Genomic DNA, 20,033 nt, shown 5'->3' on the forward strand with positions numbered 1-20,033 from the left:
TGGCCGGAAATTGAAAACGGGCTCAGGGTTTGCGCAACAAGCGTTGCAGCTGGTTGTCGAACCAGGCGCTGAAAGCCGGCGTAGGCTGCGCTTCGACGGCCAGGTACCACCAGTCGTCAGCGGCAAAGGCCCGGCATTTCACCGCGTCCTTCTCGGTCATGACCAGCGGCAGTGGCGGGCTGAAGGCCAGGCTCCGGGCACTGAACTGCGCATGGTCGGCGAAGGGATGCGGCACCGGCTGCCAGTTTAGCCCCAGCAGGGTGTTGAAGAAACGTTGCGGGTTGCCTATACCGGCCACCGCATGCAGGCGCTGGCCGGCGGGGAAATGGTCGAGCGCACGGCGCTCGCCACTGCGCACGTTGACCAGGGCCGACGGCTGCAGGCAGAAACCGAAACCATCGGTGCGGTCTTCGCTGGCGCCGTTGAACAGCACCGCGTCAGCCTCACGCAAGCGGTCGGCCGGCTCACGCAACGGCCCCGCCGGCAGGCAGCGGCCATTGCCCAGGCCGCGGGCAGCGTCGATCAGCACCAGTTCCAGGTCACGGGCCAGGCGGTAATGCTGCATACCGTCGTCGCACAGGATCAGGTCTAGGAGTTCGCTTGCCAGCAATGCCTGCACGGCACGGGAGCGATCGGGGTCGATCATCAGTGGCACGCCGGTGCGTTGCACGATCAGCAGCGGCTCGTCGCCCGCCTGATCGGCCGCCTGATCGGCCTGCACCCGCCAAGGCAGCTGTGGAGGCTTGGCACCATAACCGCGGCTGACCACACCCACCTTCAGCCCCTGCCGGCGACAGTGTTCGATCAGCCAGAGGATCATCGGCGTCTTGCCGGTGCCACCGACGGTGATGTTGCCCACCACAATGACCGGTACCGGTGCCCGGTAGCTGGCACTGTCACCCCTTAGAAAACGTGCCCGCTTGCGCGTGACCACGCGGCGATACAAGGCCTCCAGCGGACGCAGCAGCGCCAGCGCCGGATGCCCGGCATACCAGGCAGCGAGCAAGCGATCGGCGAAAGCCATCAAGGCGTGCCCTGGGCCGCCTCGACGGTGGTCATGCGCAACTGGCTGAAACCGAGCTTGCCGGCAGCATCCATTGCGGTGACCACAGCCTGATGCGGGGTCTTGCCGTCGGCGCTGATGGCCAGCGGCAACTTGTTGTCGCCGCCCGACTCGCGCTCTATGGCCTCGCTCAGGGTGGCCAGGTCGCTTTTGGGCAGCAGGTGGTTGTTCACCGAATACACGCCTTCGGCGCTGATGGTGATTTCCACCAGCTTGCCCGGGTCGGCCGGCGCCGGCTCGGCGCTGGTGGCTTCGGGCAGCTCGACGCGAAGTTGCGTTTCGCGGGTGAAGGTGGTGGTAACCACGAAGAACAGCAGCAGGACGAACACCACGTCAATCAGCGACGCCAGGTTGATGTCGACGTTCTCCCGCTGGCGATTGCGCCGGAACTTCACGCCTTGCCTCCGGCCACTTCCACTTCACGGTCACCCTGGATCACTTCCACCAGCTTGATCGCCTCCTGCTCCATGCCGATCACCAGTTCATCGATGCGGCGCAGCAGGAAACGGTGGAAGAACACTGCCGGAATACCGACCATCAGGCCAGCCGCAGTGGTGACCAGGGCCTTGGAGATACCACTGGCCAGCACGGCGGCGTTGGCGGTCATCTGCGAGCCCATGAAGGCGCTGAAAATGTCGATCATGCCTAGCACGGTGCCCAGCAGACCCAGCAGAGGCGCCATGGCGGCGATGGTGCCGAGGGTGCTGATGTAGCGCTCCAGTTCATGGATGACGCGCGAGGCTGCCTCCTCGATGCACTCTTTCATGATCTCCCGACCGTGACGCGAATTGGCCAGGCCCGCCGCGAGGATTTCACCCAGTGGCGAATCGGCACGCAGGGCCTTGAGCTTGTCACTGGTCAGTTGCTTGTCCTTGATCCACATCCATACCTGGCCCAGCAGGTGCGGCGGGGTGACGCGACTGGCGCGCAAGGTCCACAGGCGTTCGACGACGATAGCCATGGCAGCGATGGAGCTCAGAATGATCGGCAGCATCATCCAACCACCGGACTTGACCAATTCCCACACAATAAACGCCCCTTCGGAAAAAGGCCGCCACTCTACCATAGGCGCGCCGAGGGCTCATCTGCCGAAGGTCAGGGAATTGGGGTCTGGGCTGGCAGATGCCTGCCTCTGCCTCACTCCCCTCGAACCCGCCAGAACCGCCGCTGCCCCCTAACCCCCTCGACTACCCCATGCCGCCCCAGCACCAACCGCAATGCCCCCTCCTCCGCCGTATCATGCATCACCACCCCATGCCGCCCATACCGCTCGACCACCTGCACGTGCGGGTGCCCGAAGCTGTTGTTGCGCCCCCGCGAAATCAATACCCCGCGCGGTGCGGTAGCCCGGACGAACGCCTCGGTGGACGAACTGCGGCTGCCATGATGCGGCGCCTGCAGCCAGTCGATACGCGGCACTTCAGTGTCCGCCAGCCAGGCCCTTTCGGCAGCAGCTTCCATATCCCCCGCCAGCAGCAAGCGCTCGCCCTGCGCTTCGACCAACAAGACACAGGAACGGTCATTACTGCTCTGCCCGTCCACCCAGCGCCACAGCGAAAAGCGCACGCCATCCCAATCCCATTGCTCGCCACTGGCACAAGGCTGCAACGGAACATCAACCAGCGCTTCCCCACCGATTATCCGCTTGATCGGCAAACCACGCGCAATGGCCACGGCCCCGCCCGCATGATCGGCATGTGCATGGCTGATCACCATCACGTCAAGGCCGCCCACCCCCAGCTTGCGCAAGGTTGGCAGCACCACTCGCTCCCCCAAGTCGCTTTCCCCCCTGGCCGGCCCGGCATCGTAGAGCAGGCTGTGATGCCGCGTACGCAAGAGCACCGCCAGCCCCTGGCCAACATCCAGCTGCCAGACCTCGACCTGGCCGAACGGCACCGGCTCCCGGGGCACCCACAGCGCCAGCAGCATTACCCCTCCCAACCCGCGCAGCGGCACACCACGGGGCAGCAAAACCAACAGCACACCCAGACATACCAGCAGCCAGGCCCACAACGGCAGGGCCGGCGGGACCCATGCCGGGCGCTGCTGCGCCACCAGCGCCAGCCCACGGAACAGCACATCCAGCAGGCCACCTGCCAGCCAGAGCAACGCCTCGCCAACACCCGCCAGCGGCAACATCAGCGTGCCCAGCAACGCCAACGGCAAGACCGCCAGGCTGACCCACGGCACCGCCACAAGGTTGGCCAGCGGCGCACTGAGGCTCACCGGCAAGCCGGTGGCCAGCAACACCGGCAGCAAGCCGACAGCGATCACCCATTGCGCTCGTGTCCAGGCCTGCCAGGGCCGCCAACCACCCAACCGGGCACTGAAGCAGTAGATGAGCGTGGCCACGGCGGCGAACGACAGCCAGAACCCAGGCAGCAACGCCGCCAGTGGCTCGAAGACAAGCACGGCGACCAGTGCAAGCAGCAACGGAAAAAACGCGCCAAGGTGGCGAAAGCGCAGACGCCAGAGCAACACCACGGCCAGCATCAGGCAGGCCCGCTGCACTGGCACCCCACCGCCAGCCAGCCACCCGTAGGCCAGCGCTGCGGCCATGGCCAGGCCGCAGGCCCAGGGTAACCACGGTAGCCTTGCCGGCCATAGCCCCCAACGCGCCAGCCCGGCGACCAGGCCATAGAGCAAACCGGCGACCAGGCCGATGTGCTGGCCGGAAATCACCAACAGGTGCACCGTGCCGGTGGCCTGCAACGTCTGCCAGTCCTCACGGGCCAGGCCCGCACCGTCGCCAAGCACCAGTGCCACCAGCGCTGCCTGCCGGCCATTGGCTTCGACCATCAGCAAGCGCTGACGCAGCGCATCGCGCCAACCACCGGCGACTGGCGCCAGCAACTGCCCCGCCTTGACCGTACCCGTAGCCCCCACCCGTCGCGCCAGCAACTGCGCTTCACGGTCGGGCCCATGCGGGTTCAGCAGCCCGTTCGGGCGCTGCAAGGTCACGGCCAGCCGCCACTGCTCGCCCGCCCGCAGCGGCGCGCCGTCGAACCAGCTCAGCTGCAGGCGCTGAGGCAGTTCGGCCCGCCGCGAGCGTGGCGCTTCCAGCTCGAAACGCACACCGTGTGCAGTGCGGGCCGGCAAACCCGCCACCCGCCCCTCCAGCCACAAGGTGCGCCCCTCCAGGCCGGCAGCCAGACGATCATCAAGGGCCTGCTGAGCAGACCCGCACGCCCAACACAAGCCCAGCAGAAACCAACCCAGCGGCCAGACCCGGGTAAACAGGCTGCCGACAGCGCAGGCTGCCAGGGTTATCAACCATCCGACCGATGGCAATGCGGGCAGAAAGCCCAGGCACAACAGCCCGAGCGCGAGCGCAAACATCCCTGTGCGCATGAGGTAGAGCTCCAGAAGGCGAATCACCTCCTGAGGCATAGCTCAATTGCCGGCAACGCTTGCTCAACAATTGTCACAAACTCTAAACGAGTCGGAGCAGGATTAAGGGCATACTGCCAGGGTCAACGCTCCGGGAGCCTACATGCCGCGCCGACTTTTCAAACGCTACATGCCGGACCCGACCAGCATTCGGGAACACAAGTCCTTACGCTTTTTCGGCAAGTTGCTGCACGATCCCAACCTCTGGCACCTGAACCGCCATTCGGTGGCCAGAGCCATGGGTGTGGGCCTGTTCGCGGCGCTTATTCCCATCCCGATGCAGATGCTGCTGGCGGCGGCCCTGGCGATCCCGGTGCGCGGCAACCTGCCGGTCGCCGTCAGCCTGGTGTGGCTGACCAACCCGCTGACCATGCCGCCGGTGTTCTTCGTCACCTACATGACCGGTGCCTGGCTGATGCAGGTACCGCCGCGCACCCTGCCCGACGAGCTGACCTTCCAGTGGATCACCGACCAGCTGTCGACGCTGTGGCAACCCTTCCTGCTCGGCTCGGTGGTGTGCGGCGTGGTGCTGGGCATCCTTGCCTACTTCACCACCATGTTCTACTGGCGCTGGTGGGTGGGCCGGCAGTGGCGTCGTCGCCAATGCCGGTGCAAGGCTTCAGGCCCGCATGCCGCGGCCGCTGACCAGCAAGCGAACGCAAACAACGTAGAGCACCGCAGTGGCCACCAGCATGAAGGTGATCGCCGTGCCAATGCTGATATCCGACACCCCTAGAATGCCGTAGCGGAACGAGTTGACCATGTGCAGCACCGGGTTGGCCAACGACACGGTCTGCCAGAACGGCGGCAGCAGGTTGATCGAGTAGAACACCCCGCCCAGGTAGGTCAGCGGCGTCAGCACGAAGGTCGGGATGATCGAGATATCGTCGAAGTTGCGCGCGAACACTGCGTTGACGAAGCCAAGCAGCGAAAAGATGGTGGCCGTCAGCAGCACCACCGCCACGGTCACGCCCAGGTGGTGCACCTGCAGGTCGGTGAAGAACATCGACAGGATGGTCACGATCACACCCACCGCCAAACCACGCAGCACCCCACCCAGCACATAGCCGACGAGAATGGTGTGCGGCGACACCGGCGACACCATCAGCTCTTCGATCGAGCGCTGGAACTTGCTGCCGAAAAAGCTCGACACCACGTTGCCGTAGGAGTTGGTGATCACCGACATCATGATCAGCCCCGGCACGATGTACTGCATGTAGGTGAAGCCACCCATGTCGCCGATCTGCCGGCCAATCAGGTTACCGAAGATGACGAAGTACAGGACCATGGTGATCGCTGGCGGCAGCAACGTCTGCGGCCAGATGCGCAGGAAGCGCCGCACTTCGCGGTAGACGATGGTGTTCAGGGCGACCCAGTTGGTGCGCAGTTCCACACTCATACGGCCACCTTCGACAGGTTTTTTTCCACCAGGGACACGAACAGCTCCTCGAGTCGGTTGGTCTTGTTGCGCAGGCTCTGCACTTCGATGTTCTGCAGCGCCAGCTGGCCGAACAGCGCGGTGATGCCGATGTCCTTCTCCACCTGCACTTCCAGGGTATGCGGGGTCAGCAGCCGGCACGGGTAGCCCTGCAGTACCGGCGCCGCGGCCAGGTCCTGCTTGAGGTCGAGCACGAAGGTTTCGACATGCAGCTTGCCCAGCAACTGGCGCATGCTGGTGTTCTCGACGATGGTGCCATGGTCGATGATGCCGATGTTACGGCACAGCTGCTCAGCCTCTTCCAGATAGTGGGTGGTGAGGATGATGGTGATGCCCTTCTGGTTCAGCTCGGTGAGGAAGCTCCACATCGAGCGGCGCAGCTCGATATCCACCCCGGCGGTGGGTTCGTCCAGGATCAGCAGGCGCGGTTCGTGGATCAATGCGCGGGCAATCATCAGGCGCCGCTTCATGCCGCCGGACAACGAACGCGACTGCACATCACGTTTGTCCCACAGGCCCAGCTGAGTCAGGTACTGCTCGGCGCGCTCCTTGGCCAGCTTGGGCGGGATGCCGTAGTACCCGGCCTGGGTCACGACGATGTCGAAGGTCTTTTCGAACTGGTTGAAGTTGAACTCTTGCGGCACCACGCCCAGGCAACGCTTGAGCGCGGAGGGCTCGCGGTCCAGGTCGTGACCGAACACGTTCACTGTGCCGCTGGTCTTGTTCACCAGGGTCGAGAGAATGCCGATGGTGGTGGATTTGCCGGCGCCGTTGGGGCCGAGCAAGGCGAAGAAGTCGCCTTCGGCAACATCGAGGTCGATGCCTTTGAGGGCCTGAAAGCCATTGCCGTAGGTCTTGGTCAGCTGTCGGATGGACAGGGCGGAACTCATAGCGGGTCACTTACCGAAGAAAAAGGTGCAGGACACGCCAGGTAAAGTCACTGGCGCAGTGAGTGCAGCCATGGTGCAAGGCCAGGCTGCACAAGTACAGTCACATCTATTGATAATGACTATCGAAGCGGGTTCAAGTGAGCGCGGTCATCACGGCGGCCTGGTAGGCCGGGCGTTGCTTCAGGCGTTCATACCAGGCTTGAAGGTGGTACATGTCCGGGCGCTCGATGGGCAGTTCGAACCAGGCATAGATGAAGCTACCCAGTGGGATGTCGCCCATGCCGATCTGGTCACCGGACAGGTACGGCTGATTGGCCAGGGTTTCGTCGGCAATGGCCAGTAATTGCGCGCACTGCTTGTGCGCGGCGTTGATCGCCACCCAGTCGCGCTGGTCTTCCGGCGTGCGCAGCAGGCCCCAGAACAGCGGGCGGAAGGGTGCGGCGAAGGACGATGTAGTCCAGTCCATCCATTTGTCGGCCAGGGCGCGCTGCCGTGGGTCTGCCAGATACCAGCCCTGCTCCGTGCCGTACTCCGCGCACAGGTAGCGAACGATGGTGTTGGATTCCCACAAAGTCAGGTCGCCGTCTTCGAGCATCGGCACCAGGCCGTTGGGGTTGCGGGCGCGGTAGTGCGGCTCGTTGACCACGCCGAAGGCGCCGCCGGCGTCGATGGACTCGAAGTCCAGGCCCAGCTCGTGGGCGATCCACAGCGCCTTGCGCACATTGCTCGAATTCTTGCGGCCCCAGATCTTCAGCATGGCAACATCCTTTTGAGTGCGGAGGTGGCACAGTCTACTCCAGACCTTCGCCGCCTGTACGGGCCTCTTCGCGGGCAAGCCCGCTCCCACAGGCTCACCACCGTCTTCAAGTCACCGGTATTCCTGCGTGGTTTTTACCCACACATAGGCCGAGCCTGCCAGCCATTCACCATCGCGGCCGCCCCACATTCGCCAATCGCTGCCATCGCCACCTTCCGTTGTAGGAGCGGGTTTACCCGCGAATAGGCCGGTACAGGCGAACACATGAACTGAAACTCCCACCGCCACACCCTGTCACTGTTCTGAACATGCCGTTCACAGCATTGCGTCTAAGCTGTCTGGGATGGCTCAAGCCCCTGGTTCCAAGGAGGACCGATTATGTTGCTGTTGTGGTTGGTGGTGCTGGTGATCGGCGCGGCGTACCTCACGCACCGGCGCCTGGCGCCCTTGCAGATTCTCAGCATCGTGGCGGCCTATGTGCTGTTGATGGGCATTTTCAGCAGTGCCCCCGGCTGGCTGCTGGCGCTGATCTGGGTGGTGCTGGCCCTGAAGATCGCCCTGGTTGCGCTCCCGCAGTGGCGACGCAAAGTCTTTACCGCCCCGGTATTCCGCTGGTTCCAGCGCACCCTGCCACCCATGTCGCAGACCGAGCGCGAAGCCATCGACGCCGGTACCGTGTGGTGGGACGGCGAACTGTTCAGTGGCCGCCCCGACTGGCGCACCTTGCTGGCCTACCCGGCACCGAAACTGACCGAAGAAGAACAGGCCTTCATCGATGGCCCGACCGAAGCACTGTGCGCCATGGTCAGCGACTGGCAGATTGGCCAGGATCTGGACCTGCCGCCCGAAGCCTGGGCACATATCAAGCAACATGGCTTTTTCGCCCTGATCATCCCCAAGGAATACGGCGGCAAGGGCTTCTCCGCCTACGCCCACTCCCAGGTGGCGATGAAGCTGGCCACCCGGAGCGGCGACCTGGCCTCCACGGTGATGGTGCCCAACTCCCTGGGCCCTGCCGAACTGCTGCTGCACTACGGCACCGACGAACAACGCAACCGCTACCTGCCGCGCCTGGCCCGTGGCGAGGAAATCCCCTGTTTCGCCCTCACCGGGCCGCTGGCCGGTTCGGACGCTGGCGCCATGCCCGACACCGGCATCATCTGCAAAGGCCAGTGGCAAGGCGAAGAAGTGATCGGCCTGCGCCTGAACTGGGAAAAGCGCTACATCACCCTCGGCCCGGTCGCCACCCTGCTGGGCCTGGCCTTCAAAGCCTACGACCCCGACCATCTGTTGGGCGAACAGGAGGAGCTCGGCATCAGCCTGGCCCTGATCCCCACCGACACGCCCGGCGTCGAGATCGGCAAACGCCACCTGCCGCTGGGCGCCGCCTTCATGAACGGCCCCAACAGCGGCAAAGACGTGTTCGTACCGCTGGACTTCCTGATCGGTGGCCAGGCCATGCTCGGCAAGGGCTGGATGATGTTGATGAACTGCCTGTCGGTGGGCCGCTCCATCTCACTGCCGGCGGTCGGCACCGGTGCCGCCAAGTACACCAGCCTGGTGACCGGCCAGTACGCCAATATCCGCGAGCAGTTCAACGTGCCATTGGCGGCCTTCGAAGGCATCCAGGAATCGCTGGCACGCATTGGCGGCAACGCCTGGCTGATGGACAGTGCCCGCCTGCTGACCGCCAAGGCCGTGGACCTGGGCGAAAAGCCCTCGGTGCTGTCGGCGATCCTCAAGTACCACCTGACCGAGCGTGGCCGCGAGTGCATCCAGCACGCCATGGACGTGCACGGTGGCAAGGGCATCATCATGGGCCCGAACAACTACCTGGGCCGCAACTGGCAAGGTGCGCCGATCTTCATCACGGTCGAAGGTGCCAACATCCTTTCGCGCAACCTGATGATCTTCGGCCAGGGCGCCATTCGCTGCCATCCGTTCGTGCTCAAGGAAATGGCATTGGCCGGGCGTGAAGACCACGATCAGGCACTCAAGGAATTCGATGACCTGCTGATGAAACACATCCTGTTCGCCGCCGGCAATGCGGCCAGTACCTTGGTCTACGGCCTGGGGCTGGGTCGCTTTGAGCGGGTGCCGGGCGATGCCCTGAGCCAAGGCTACTTCCGCGCCCTGAACCGCCAGGCGGCGGCGTTTGCCATGATGGCCGACCTTTCGATGATGCTGCTGGGTGGGGCGCTCAAGCGCCGCGAGCGCCTCAGCGCCCGGCTTGGCGATGTGCTGAGCTATCTGTACCTCGCCAGCGCTGCCCTGAAGCGCTATCACGACCAGGGCTCGCCCGAATACCTGCAGCCGCTGCTGCGCTGGGCCATGGAAGAAAGCCTGGGCCAGACGGAGCGTGCGCTGGACCGCCTGCTCGACAATTTCCCCAACCGCTTCGTCGGCTGCGCGCTGCGGGTACTGGTGTTCCCCTTCGGCCGCCGCCATAAGGGCCCCGGTGATGAACTGGATGCCGAGGTGGCCGAGCTGATCGGCCGGCGCAAGGGCGATCCGGCACTGGAGGAACTGCTGGCCGGCTGCTACCGCCCACAGGCAGAACACGACCCGGTCGCGGATCTGCAACGGGCCAGTGACCTGCTCGAAGACACGGCACAGTTGAGCAAGGCCCTGTACCAAGCCGTCAAGGAAGGCAAAGTCCAGCCAGCCCCCGGCCAGTCCGGTATCGACGCCGCCGTCAAGGCAGGCGTGCTGCAACCCGACGATGGCCAGCGGCTGCACGAGGCCGAACAGGCTCGGCGCAAGGTGATCGATGTCGATGCCTTCGACAAGGCGCAGTTGCTCGCCGTACCGGGCAAGGTGCGCTGACCCTTCGCGAGAAACGGGGGGCGGCGTATACTCCGCCCCCCGTTTCAGCCATACCGAGGACCCATTCCATGGCCAACCCCTACCTGGAATATCACCTGCAACTGCTCCAGCACCTGCGCACCATTCTGGTGGCGCTGGGTGAAGCAGAGCAGGTGCCAGAAGAAAGCCACGCCCTGTTCCTCGAACGCTTCGACGAACTGCTGACGCTATTGCCGCAGGATCCGCTTGAGAGCCAGTACCTGGGCCAGGACCTGATGTGTCAGGTGATCCAGCGTTACCCGCAGATCGCTCATCTGGTGCCGCGTGACTTGCTGTGGTTCTTCGCTGGCGATTGCCTGCACTTCATGCCAGACGAGGAGCTGGCGCTTTATCAGCAGCTTGAAGAGCGTCGCCACGAGGCCGAGTTGAACGCAGAGCCATTCGACTGGAACCTGGAAAAGCAACTGCTGAGCCAGAGTGGCCCAAGCAGTACCCATTAACCTGATTTCAGGTGCCCTGGTAACGCCAGGGCACCTGTGGAAGCCTACACCTCAAGATCTTGTAACAAAGCGAAAGATCGCAAAGTTGTCCGGCTTATTCCTACAGCCCGATAAATCTCATGACAAATAGAATCAGCGCCGGGGCGAAAACGGGAAACGGGAAAGACCCAGCCCACCCCCGCACTGAAACTTGACCCATTTACCCAATCAGGTTATGTCATGAAGAAGTCCTTAGTTCTATCCCTCGGCCTGCTTACTGGCCTGGCAAGCAATGCTGCATTCGCTTCCGGCTCGATATTCTTTGAAGGCCGCATCACGCCCGAAACGTGTCCTATCGAGATCGTCAATCCCGGTGACGGCAATGTCAGTGACCGCGTCGCCATGGGCGAAATTCCCATGGGGCGATTCCCCGCTGCCAACGTTGAAGTCCGTGGCGCATCTTTTAACATCCGCGTACCCGACAAAACAGTCTGCAGCATCAGCGAAGACAATGCCTTCGTGAAGTTTGACGGTGCCGCTGATGCCAGCGGCGACTATTTCAGCATTGGTAACAGTGCCGGCACGGCAGAAAACATCTCGATTGTGATCAGGGACAAGTCCAAGGCATCGATCAAACCCGGTGGAACCTCGGTTGATTACCCACTCAACGCGACAGGCCCAACCGACCTCCGGTTCGACGCCTACTACCGTTCCACTGCCAGCACCGTGACGCACGGCCTTGCATCCGCCCAGGTTCGTTACACCGTCGACTATCAATAATTACGCATAAATTCTGTGCAGTCCTTGCACGGTTAAACCATCCAGGCGTAGTTGTGCGTCTGGATGCAGCGAGTTACCCGATGACCAATCCGTCAACATTCACGATACCCGCCCGCGTCGTTGTTTGCGTCTGCCTGACCTTATTGATGCTTACCCTCTCGGTAAACAGTCATGCCGCCTTGACATTAAACAACACGCGCCTCGTTTTCAACGGCGACAAACGCAGTACATCCGTCGTTGTTCGAAACCCATCGAAAAGCATCTATGCCGTGCAGGCGTGGATAAATACGGACGCCGACGACAATACGACCAGCGTACCCTTTGCAACGTCCCCACCGCTGTTCAAGATCAACCCGAACAGTGAACAACTTCTAAAAATAATTGGACTGCCCAATACACTGCCACACGACCGCGAGTCGCTGTTCTTCTTCAACGTGCAGGAGATTCCGCAAGTCAGCAGCGACACTGGCAATCAACTCAACATCGCCTTGCGCACACGCATCAAACTGTTCTATCGGCCGCCCACACTCAAGGGTACGCCGACCGATCACCTGAACTCGCTGACGTTTTCCTTGAGCGTACGTAACGGGGTGGAGCAGTTGGTGGTCAAGAACCCATCGCCTTTCCACATCACCTTCAACCGCCTGGAGGTGAAGGGCCAAGGCCAGCAACACACCTTGAAAAACACCGCCATGCTGGAACCCTTTGGCGAAAAAACCTACCCGCTGACCGGCATCACTCGCGCCTCCAGCCTGCAGGCCCGTTTTTCCATCGTCAATGACTACGGTGGCTTCACCGAACCGCTGAGCGCGCCTATTCAACTGGCCAACTAGGGCCTGCCTCGCACGCAAACAGGAATCGTCATCATGGTCCTCCCCCCACTACGCTGGCGCACTATGCGCCGCCAGCGCAGCGCATTGCTGTGCCTGCTGGGTAGCTCCACCTTGCTCTCAGCGCCCTACTCCCAGGCAGACTCCGGGTTCCAGAGCGGCTTCCTGCGCCAGGTGCCTGGCCAACCGCAAGCAGCGAGTGCCTGGTCGCTGAGCATGTTGACCAGCGATCAGGGGCTCGCGCCTGGCCGCTACCGGGTAGAGGTACAGGTCAATCTTGAACCTGCCGGCCAGCATGAGCTGGATTTCCAGCCAGGCCCGGACGGTGAGCTGCAGCCATGCCTGCCAGCCAGGCTGCTTGGCGAATGGGGAATGCGCCTGGACGCACTGGCCAATCCAGAGGATCAGGCGAGTGCCTGCCTGGACTTGCTGACTGTCGTTCCTGGTGCACAAATCGTCTTCACCCCTACGGAGCTGCACCTGGCCATCTCGATTCCGCAGATCTCCATGCGCCGGAACACCGCTAACCAGGTCGACCCTTCCCGCTGGGACAGTGGTATCAATGCCGCTTTCATCAACTATCAGGCCTCCACCCTGAACGGCCGCAACCGCTCCTCTGGCCGTTACACCAGCAACGACCTGTACCTGAACAGTGGTATCAACCTGGGCGAATGGCGCCTGCGCAGTACCCAGTCCTGGCGCCAGGGCAGCCAGGGCAAGACTGAATGGACCCGGGCACAGACCTACGCACAGCGCGATATACCGGGTACCCTCGCCAATCTGACGATTGGCGAAACCTTCACGGACAGGGACGTGTTCCGTTCGGTGCCGATATCAGGCGTGCGCGTGGCCTCGGACATGGGCATGCTGGCCGACAACCAGCGCGGTTATGCCCCGATCATTCGCGGCGTGGCCCAGAGCCGGGCGAAAGTCGAGATCTGGCAGCATGGTTATCCGATCTACTCGACGTACGTCAGCGCCGGCCCCTACGCCATCGACGACCTGAGTACCGCAGGCAGCGGCGAGCTGGAAGTCGTCGTGACCGAGGCCGATGGCCAGGTCCGCCGCTTCATCCAGCCGTACTCGACCATGAGCAATCTGCTGCGCCCAGGCGTATGGCGTTACAGTGCCACGGTCGGGCGCTACAACCCCTCCAGCGACCTCGAGACCCCGCTGCTCTGGCAAGGCACGCTGGCCGTAGGCTCCTACTGGGACACCACCGTTTACGGCGGCTTGATGGCCAGCGAATTCTACCGCGCGGGCAACCTGGGGTTTAGCAAGGACCTGGGCCACTTGGGCGCAGTGGCCTTCGATGTAACGCAGGCGTCCAGCGCAATCGACAATGCCCATGAGCGCGAGGTGCAGGGTTCCAGTTACGCCCTCAAGTATGCCAAGGCCTTCACCACCCAAACCAACCTGCGCTTTGCCGGATATCGCTATTCGACCCAAGGCTACCGTGACTTCGATGAAGTGGTGCGCCAGCGCAGCCAGGACACTACGTTCAGCGGCAGTCGCCGCAGCCGCCTGGAGGCCTCGGTCCACCAGAGCCTGGGCAGGACCAGCTCGCTGACCCTGACGCTGTCGCAACAGGACTACTGGCGCAGCAATGCCACCCAACGGCAATACCAGTTCAACTTCAATACCCAGCATCGGGGTGTAGGCTACAACCTCTTCGCCTCACAATCGTTGACCGACCGTTACGGCAGTGATCGTCAGTTCGGCCTGAGCGTGACGATACCCTTGCATTTCGGTCACCGCGCCAATGCGACCTTCGACCTGCAGCACAACGCCAACGGCTACAGCCAGCGTGCCACGCTCAGCGGCAGCGACAGCGCGCGCGCGCTGAGCTACAGCACCAGCCTGAGCCGTGATGAACACGCCCGCAAGACAGCGGCACTGTCGCTCGGCCATCAGGCCCCCTATGCCAGCGTGAGTGCTGGCTATACCGAAGCCGACAACTACCGCAGCCTGTCATTGAATGCCAGTGGCGCGGTGCTGCTGCATGCTGACGGGCTGGAGTTCGGCCGATACCTGGGAGATACCGCGGCCTTGATCGAAGTCCCTGGCGTGGCCAATGTGGGCCTGCAAAACGCAACGGGTACGCGCACCAATTCACGCGGTTATGCACTTTTGCCCTACCTGCAACCGTACCGGACCAATTCGGTCGTCCTGGAAACCGACCGTCTCGATCCTGATGTGGAAATCGACAACGGCATCGCCCAGGTAGTGCCTCGCCAGGGTGCAGTGGTCAAGCACCGCTTCGAGGCACGCCGCGTTTCACGCCTTGTACTGACCCTGCACGATACCCAGGGTCAACCGCTGCCCTTTGGGGCCCAGGTGCTGGCCGAGAACGGTACCCAACTGGGCATGGTCGGGCAGGCGGGCCTGGTAATGCTCACCAACCCCAGCCAGGAGCAACCGCTGCAGGTGAGTTGGGGCGAACAGCCCAACGCCGGCTGCCAGGTGCATCTCGATGAACTGGACGCTCCCGTCGTCGACGGCTATCGCCAGCAAACCCTGACCTGTATCTAGCAACCTTCACGCGGTGCAGCCTTACCCACGGCCGTACCGCGTCTTTCAGGACCCCCATGAAAAACATCAACAAGACCCTTTTCCAGGCGCTGCTCGCCACTCTGGCATGGCCGGCTGCAAACGCCATGGCCATGCCGGTAGACCAGACCCGCTGCGAGTTCGAACAGCTGACCAGCGCAAACCTCAAGGTCCATGTCCGCGACCTGAACACCCTTTATGTGCCACGCGATGCGCGGATCGGCACAACGATCGGCACCCCAGAGCTGTTCGAAGCCACTCTCGACCAGAACAACCTTGCCCTCCTGTGCCGGACCTACGGCGAGCGGATAAATTTCAACTTCCAGGCCGCCCGCGGGGTACATCCTCCCCTGCCTGCGGTTGATGGGCGCTTCCTCGACGCACCCGTCCTCAGGACCAACATCCCTGGCATCGGTGCGATCGTAGAGTTGCTGCACCCCTTTCTCGGTGGCACCGACCAGTTCATCCCCGACAGCAGGCCGCCCAGGGTGCCGTTCACGGCCTATTACGAGCAGACCCAGTTGGGCCCGGCCACGCTAGCCACGTTCAGGCACAGGATCACGCTGGTCAAGACCGGCGATCTGCCGCCCGGCGAGCATCAGCTGGATGGCGTACTGGTGACCGGCCATCTGGACTGGGGAGGCTTTGGCAAAGTTCTGGAATACACCCTCAGGGCAATGGTCATCCAGACCCAGTGCGATGCTTCAGCAGACGTCAGTGCCAACCCGGTGGACCTCGGCGAATGGAGCGTCAACGACTTCACCGGCCCAGGCTTCACCACGCCCCCTGCAGCATTCCAGGTCCGCTTGAGCAACTGCCAGGTGGACCCTGACCCGGGTAACGAGACCCTCGCTACCATCGAACTCGATGGCATCAATGGTTCTCGACCGATTGGCCCTGCGGATGAAAACGTGTTCAGCCTGACCGACGACTCCGCAGCCCGTGGCATAGGTATTCAGATGCTGTACAACGGGGTCTCGATGCCCCTGAACAAAGAGATCGACCTGGTACCCCTGACAAGCAATAACGTGCCTTTGAATTTTCAGGCTCGCTTCTACCAGACAGAACCCAACAGCAGCCTGCGCCCGGGCTTGGCCAAGGGTGCCTTGAACTTCACCATTCGCTACCGCTGAATGCGACGAGGCCGGTCCCTATACCGGCCTCGTCGCCCCCCCGTGCCCTTAGCCAGGGGCCGTGCCGGACAGAATGTTCTCTGGGTCATAGTTGTAGCGACAGCGTTCACCGTCCGGGGTCTCGACCCTGAGCAAACGGTTGAGCCCGTCATACGTCAGTACCCGCCCCTGCTCATCACTGATCAGGTTGCCATTGCCGTCGTACTGCAAATCGATAGCCAGCTGCGGATCGTATTTGACGATCTTGAACAACTCCTCCAGGTCGTGATCGACGTCATAGGTCTCCAGTAGCGCTTCAGGTGGAATGATCCGGCTCATTTGTGCCGGATCGCTATTCTTGAATTCGTACAAGGTCCGCTGCCACGACCCGTCCGGTCTGTAGGTGATCACCGAGAGGATGTTGTCCAGGCCATCGAAGCCGAATATCTGCCTGGCAATGGTTTGACCGGAGGGGTCCACGGGCGCTTCAGGGCCCTCACAGGTGTATATCTGCAGCCGCCCGCGCCGATCGTACTGGTAAGTCTCATGCCGCAACAGCGTGGCCTGGCTTTCGTCGCTGCCCTTCGGGCGCTCTTTCAGAATGCGGGACTTCAAACAATCGAACTCATCATAGTCCTGTGCCAACGTTTGCACGGTGTCACCAAAATCGAAGGTCCGCAGGATCTCCCTGTCGAATTCATCGTACTTGAGCAGAGTTGCCAAAGCATGCCCGGTGCTGGCATCGGTGGTGGTAATGGACGCCATGCGTCCTTGGCGGTCATACCCGAACGTCGACTCCAGCAGCAGCAGTTGCCTGGCAGGCGCACGCTGCAGCCGGTAGCGAGTCCTTTTGGGCTCAGGCGCGTGCAGCGTGGTTTTTTCCAGGCGCCCGACATCGTCGAAATCGTAGAGCTGTGTCTGCCCCAGCACATCCACATAGGCACGCAAGCGACTGCGAAAACTGTAGTCGTAAGTCATGCTGAACGCTTCACCATCCACCGTTCGCGACTCGCGCTTGACCTCGCCGTTGCTCAGGAAATGGCTACGGTCCAATGTGTAACCGGAATTCTCGTCATCCCCAGGCTCTTCGCAATGGGTAAGCCTGGCATTTTTCAGGTCATACTCGTATTTCGCTTCCTTGCCAGAGAGGACCCGAAGGACGGGCTCTTCACCCAACGCTGGCCGGTACTGGTACTCGATCCGGGTACCATCCGGCGCCTTCACCCAATGCGGTTGCCGCTCACCTGGGTCATATTCGAATGTCTGCTCTCGCCCTCCGGTTTTGGCCACGGTTCGCCGCTCAAGGCCATCGAACACCTGTTCGCCCAACAACACGGCGGCACTTTCGGTATTCCCCACCTTGATGCTGACTGGCAGGTCATTGCGACTGTGCCCGGCATAGGTGCGATAGACCGTGTTGACTCGATCGGCCAGCCGTTCCTCACGGACACGGTCGAAAGCGTCGTAACGATACTCAACCACACGCTGGCCTGTACCGCTTCCTTGGGCTTCCCTGCTCAACCGGCCAAGCCCATCGTAGTCATTGACCTGCAAGCTGATACTGGTGCTTCCATCCAGGGCAAATCGCTCGACCCGCACCGGCTTCTCGAACAGGTTGTACCACGTCTCGGTGATGCCGCTGACCCGTGAGTGCTCCACCTCACGCCAGGCGCGATGCACCGGACCGTCCGTGCTCGCCACCTGGTCGATTTCCTCGACTTGAGTCGTGCCATCCGGATTCAGGACAGCGTACCTCTGGCCCCAGTCGTCGTAACTGATGTGGCTGGTCAATTCCAGCAAACCATCACCCAGCCAGTCGATTTCGGTTTCCTCGACCAGCTGGTCCAGTTCGTCGTAACGTGCGCGATAGATAGGCCTCAAAGCACCAGCATACGTCGCGCTGTCCTTGTCTGCGCGTTCTTCGAAGATGGGTCGGCTGAGCCCGTCGAGCAGTGTGTGCGTCTCGACTTGCTTCAGTCATAGGCCCATTGCTGGGCCTGCTCGTTGTCGTATGCGCAGAGGAAGTACTTGTAATTGCGTTCCGCTTCGAAAGGCTTGCCTGGCGCCACGACCTCGCGTGTTACCCGACGCAAGGCGTCGTAGTAGTAGCGGATTTCGACACCGTTGTCGTCCAGGTTGAGCAGCGGCTCGCCCGTGTCCAGGGCATGTCGCAAGGTGATGGTCTTGGACTCACCGTCAACACCCACCAGCTTTTCCACCGTCTGCAGTGCACGCTCATCGTCCGGCAGGGAGTAGCCATAATGGGTCAGGGTGTCGAACGGGCTGCCTCCATCGACACCGGGGTAACTGACAGTTTGCTGCCTGACTCGCCCATAGCTGAAGCGCTCGGCCGATTTCTCCTGGTAAAGCTTGCTGATTTTTTCCAGGAACGTACCAGGCGCGCTACCTGATTCGCTCAGGGTCTCGCTTTCCAGCAAGCGCCAGGACTGCTTCAGGTAGCTACCCAACGGGGTCAGCGCCCGGTACTGGAACGCCTGGGTCAAGGTGGCGGCCGCCCCGTGTCCTGTCGCTGCGGGTTGCACGGTCCGGGTCTTCAGGTTGCGCACGAAACCGTGCTCATCACCCTCCTCCTCGGCCGAGTACCAGACATTGGTTTCCAGTACCTGATTCGGCAACAGGCGAGTCAACACGTTGCCGTGGCTATCATAGCGGGTGACTCGCTTTTCTTCTCGCTGCCGGGAGGGGTTGCTGATCAGCGACCAACGCTGGGTTTCGTCATGGGGCAGCTGGAAATAAGGCTCCTGGCTCTCGAAGTTGCCAGCGTTGTCAGCGTAACGGGTGAAGGCTTGCAACAGCTTGTCACCCTGAGCGGTGGCCTGCTCGGTAAGCAAATGGAAGCGGTTGAATGTACGCGTGATCGTACGCACCGACTGCCTCCGCACTTCCTGTATCTGAATCGACTTGTAGGTATAGTCCTCCGGCACCTTATAGAGATTGTCCAGGCCATCGTCAGACCACGAGATGCTGCTGCCACCGCCGATGAAGTTGTGCGTGCCGGGGTATTCATACCGCACCACTTTCGCCGCCTGACCAAAGCGTGGATCGATTTCATGGCGGGTAACCCTGGGCAGATTTTTGTCACGTGCTGCGCTGCTTGGGAACTTATGCCCGGCGTCCTGGTAGAACACGCGCTCCACCCCACCATAGGGTGTTGTGCATTCACGTACGCACAAGTACCCCAACACGTCCTCATAAGTGAAGCGCCAACGGGCCTGGTTGGCCGTGGGCAGGATGATCTCACTGACCCGGTTGTCGCTTTCACTCAACGTCATCGCATACCGGGCCAGCGGGCCACCATCATCACCACCGGAAGGGTAGCAAAGCAGTTCGACACGGCTATTGTCGCTGCGTTGCAGCCTCAGCAGCACGTCACTTTCATCCTGGACCTCGCTCAAACGCATGTGACCCTGGCCGAAGGGCAGGTAACTCAGGTGCAACCTGTGCCCCAGCGGTGAATGCAGCTCCACGGGCAAGGCGACCTCGCCCTCTCCCGAGCCCATCACTTCCAGCACCTCGACCAACCCTGAGCGGTGCTCCACGCGAAAACGTGCGGCCCCACCGGGCCCAGGGGGATCCTCATACAGATCGAACTGCCGCAGCTTCTGTTCTTTCATTTCCAGCCGCCCGGTAACCGAAGACTTACCGGTAATCTTGTACGTTTCACCACTGCTCAGCGTCACGATGTGCTTGCGTACTTGTGTCAGTTGCAGGTTCCAGCCCTTGCCGAATCCAGAGTCCTCGCCATTCAACGGGCTGTAGAACAAGGCCAGCTCGAAACCTGGGCCTTGCAAATCATTGCCTTGCAGTTCGGGCAGCCTGATCGACACGGTGTATTGCCCGGTGCGAGGATCAACGCCGCTTTCTATATAGGAAGAAAAATTAAAGGCATTGGAATGCACTGAAGTGGATGTGCTCATC

The 20,033-nt window shown here is 62.0% G+C and carries 15 protein-coding genes and 1 pseudogene; 7 read left to right on the forward strand and 9 right to left on the reverse strand.

Features of this window, described 5'->3' with window-relative positions; genetic code table 11:
• Positions 1-22: 22 nt before the first annotated feature.
• The 4 genes from lpxK to ACF8O8_RS20220 form a co-directional block, all read right to left on the reverse strand.
• A complete protein-coding gene (lpxK, locus tag ACF8O8_RS20205; protein ID WP_392510329.1) occupies positions 23-1,024 on the reverse strand; it encodes a tetraacyldisaccharide 4'-kinase in 1,002 nt (333 codons plus the stop codon).
• Positions 1,024-1,458, reverse strand: a complete 435-nt coding sequence (locus tag ACF8O8_RS20210) for a biopolymer transporter ExbD (protein WP_010952926.1) — start codon at positions 1,456-1,458, stop codon at positions 1,024-1,026. Before ACF8O8_RS20210 ends, lpxK begins: the two co-directional genes overlap by 1 nt.
• A complete protein-coding gene (locus ACF8O8_RS20215) occupies positions 1,455-2,090 on the reverse strand; it encodes a MotA/TolQ/ExbB proton channel family protein (RefSeq protein WP_026031862.1) in 636 nt (211 codons plus the stop codon). Before ACF8O8_RS20215 ends, ACF8O8_RS20210 begins: the two co-directional genes overlap by 4 nt.
• Positions 2,091-2,200: 110 nt before the next feature.
• Positions 2,201-4,414: a DNA internalization-related competence protein ComEC/Rec2 gene (locus tag ACF8O8_RS20220; protein ID WP_392510330.1), complete on the reverse strand. Its 2,214-nt coding sequence runs from the start codon at positions 4,412-4,414 to the stop codon at positions 2,201-2,203.
• Between the two features lie 142 nt (positions 4,415-4,556).
• On the opposite strand from ACF8O8_RS20220, the pseudogene ACF8O8_RS20225 reads away from it, so the two are divergent.
• Positions 4,557-5,063, forward strand: a pseudogene (locus ACF8O8_RS20225) (DUF2062 domain-containing protein); the annotation flags it as partial.
• A 9-nt stretch (positions 5,064-5,072) separates the two neighbouring features.
• Here the strand turns inward: ACF8O8_RS20225 and ACF8O8_RS20230 are convergent.
• From ACF8O8_RS20230 to ACF8O8_RS20240, 3 genes are all read right to left on the reverse strand, one after another.
• Positions 5,073-5,852 (reverse strand): ABC transporter permease, encoded by a 780-nt coding sequence (locus tag ACF8O8_RS20230; RefSeq protein ID WP_010952923.1) that lies wholly within the window; start codon positions 5,850-5,852, stop codon positions 5,073-5,075.
• Complete coding sequence (locus tag ACF8O8_RS20235) at positions 5,849-6,781, reverse strand: ABC transporter ATP-binding protein (protein WP_010952922.1); 933 nt, start codon at positions 6,779-6,781, stop codon at positions 5,849-5,851. The genes ACF8O8_RS20230 and ACF8O8_RS20235 overlap by 4 nt, the downstream gene beginning before the upstream one ends.
• Positions 6,782-6,914: 133 nt before the next feature.
• Positions 6,915-7,538: a glutathione S-transferase gene (locus ACF8O8_RS20240; protein ID WP_003247126.1), complete on the reverse strand. Its 624-nt coding sequence runs from the start codon at positions 7,536-7,538 to the stop codon at positions 6,915-6,917.
• A gap of 378 nt (positions 7,539-7,916) precedes the next feature.
• Between ACF8O8_RS20240 and ACF8O8_RS20245 the strand changes: the two genes are divergently transcribed.
• From ACF8O8_RS20245 to ACF8O8_RS20270, 6 genes are all read left to right on the forward strand, one after another.
• The gene (locus ACF8O8_RS20245; protein ID WP_392510331.1) at positions 7,917-10,364 is read left to right on the forward strand and encodes an acyl-CoA dehydrogenase; all 2,448 of its coding nucleotides are present in this window, start codon (positions 7,917-7,919) and stop codon (positions 10,362-10,364) included.
• Between the two features lie 68 nt (positions 10,365-10,432).
• Positions 10,433-10,843 carry a PA2817 family protein gene (locus ACF8O8_RS20250; protein ID WP_010952919.1) on the forward strand — a complete coding sequence of 137 codons (411 nt, stop codon included), beginning with the start codon at positions 10,433-10,435 and terminating at the stop codon, positions 10,841-10,843.
• Between the two features lie 219 nt (positions 10,844-11,062).
• Entirely contained in the window at positions 11,063-11,602 is a 540-nt protein-coding gene (locus ACF8O8_RS20255; protein WP_010952918.1) for a fimbrial protein, read from the forward strand.
• 80 nt (positions 11,603-11,682) lie between these two features.
• Positions 11,683-12,435: a molecular chaperone gene (locus ACF8O8_RS20260; protein ID WP_049586910.1), complete on the forward strand. Its 753-nt coding sequence runs from the start codon at positions 11,683-11,685 to the stop codon at positions 12,433-12,435.
• A gap of 33 nt (positions 12,436-12,468) precedes the next feature.
• Complete coding sequence (locus ACF8O8_RS20265) at positions 12,469-14,964, forward strand: fimbria/pilus outer membrane usher protein (RefSeq protein WP_392510332.1); 2,496 nt, start codon at positions 12,469-12,471, stop codon at positions 14,962-14,964.
• 56 nt (positions 14,965-15,020) lie between these two features.
• A complete protein-coding gene (locus tag ACF8O8_RS20270; RefSeq protein ID WP_392510333.1) occupies positions 15,021-16,115 on the forward strand; it encodes a fimbrial protein in 1,095 nt (364 codons plus the stop codon).
• A 48-nt stretch (positions 16,116-16,163) separates the two neighbouring features.
• On the opposite strand, the gene ACF8O8_RS20275 is transcribed toward ACF8O8_RS20270, so the two are convergent.
• Both ACF8O8_RS20275 and ACF8O8_RS20280 read right to left on the reverse strand, forming a co-directional pair.
• The gene (locus ACF8O8_RS20275) at positions 16,164-17,975 is read right to left on the reverse strand and encodes an RHS repeat domain-containing protein (RefSeq protein ID WP_392510334.1); all 1,812 of its coding nucleotides are present in this window, start codon (positions 17,973-17,975) and stop codon (positions 16,164-16,166) included.
• 92 nt (positions 17,976-18,067) lie between these two features.
• Positions 18,068-20,032: a hypothetical protein gene (locus ACF8O8_RS20280; protein WP_392510335.1), complete on the reverse strand. Its 1,965-nt coding sequence runs from the start codon at positions 20,030-20,032 to the stop codon at positions 18,068-18,070.
• Position 20,033: the final 1 nt, after the last annotated feature.

The sequence above is a fragment of the Pseudomonas sp. TYF_14 genome (assembly GCF_043105275.1).
Taxonomy (GTDB): domain Bacteria; phylum Pseudomonadota; class Gammaproteobacteria; order Pseudomonadales; family Pseudomonadaceae; genus Aquipseudomonas; species Aquipseudomonas alloputida.

Bases quoted from the DNA above. Each gene is read 5' to 3' on its own strand.
- lpxK (WP_392510329.1), bottom strand. From the start codon at position 1,024: ATGGCTTTCGCCGATCGCTTGCTCGCTGCCTGGTATGCCGGGCATCCG.
- ACF8O8_RS20220 (WP_392510330.1), bottom strand. From the start codon at position 4,414: ATGCGCACAGGGATGTTTGCGCTCGCGCTCGGGCTGTTGTGCCTGGGC.
- ACF8O8_RS20230 (WP_010952923.1), bottom strand. From the start codon at position 5,852: ATGAGTGTGGAACTGCGCACCAACTGGGTCGCCCTGAACACCATCGTC.
- ACF8O8_RS20235 (WP_010952922.1), bottom strand. From the start codon at position 6,781: ATGAGTTCCGCCCTGTCCATCCGACAGCTGACCAAGACCTACGGCAAT.
- ACF8O8_RS20240 (WP_003247126.1), bottom strand. From the start codon at position 7,538: ATGCTGAAGATCTGGGGCCGCAAGAATTCGAGCAATGTGCGCAAGGCG.
- ACF8O8_RS20245 (WP_392510331.1), top strand. From the start codon at position 7,917: ATGTTGCTGTTGTGGTTGGTGGTGCTGGTGATCGGCGCGGCGTACCTC.
- ACF8O8_RS20250 (WP_010952919.1), top strand. From the start codon at position 10,433: ATGGCCAACCCCTACCTGGAATATCACCTGCAACTGCTCCAGCACCTG.
- ACF8O8_RS20255 (WP_010952918.1), top strand. From the start codon at position 11,063: ATGAAGAAGTCCTTAGTTCTATCCCTCGGCCTGCTTACTGGCCTGGCA.
- ACF8O8_RS20260 (WP_049586910.1), top strand. From the start codon at position 11,683: ATGACCAATCCGTCAACATTCACGATACCCGCCCGCGTCGTTGTTTGC.
- ACF8O8_RS20265 (WP_392510332.1), top strand. From the start codon at position 12,469: ATGGTCCTCCCCCCACTACGCTGGCGCACTATGCGCCGCCAGCGCAGC.
- ACF8O8_RS20270 (WP_392510333.1), top strand. From the start codon at position 15,021: ATGAAAAACATCAACAAGACCCTTTTCCAGGCGCTGCTCGCCACTCTG.
- ACF8O8_RS20280 (WP_392510335.1), bottom strand. From the start codon at position 20,032: ATGAGCACATCCACTTCAGTGCATTCCAATGCCTTTAATTTTTCTTCC.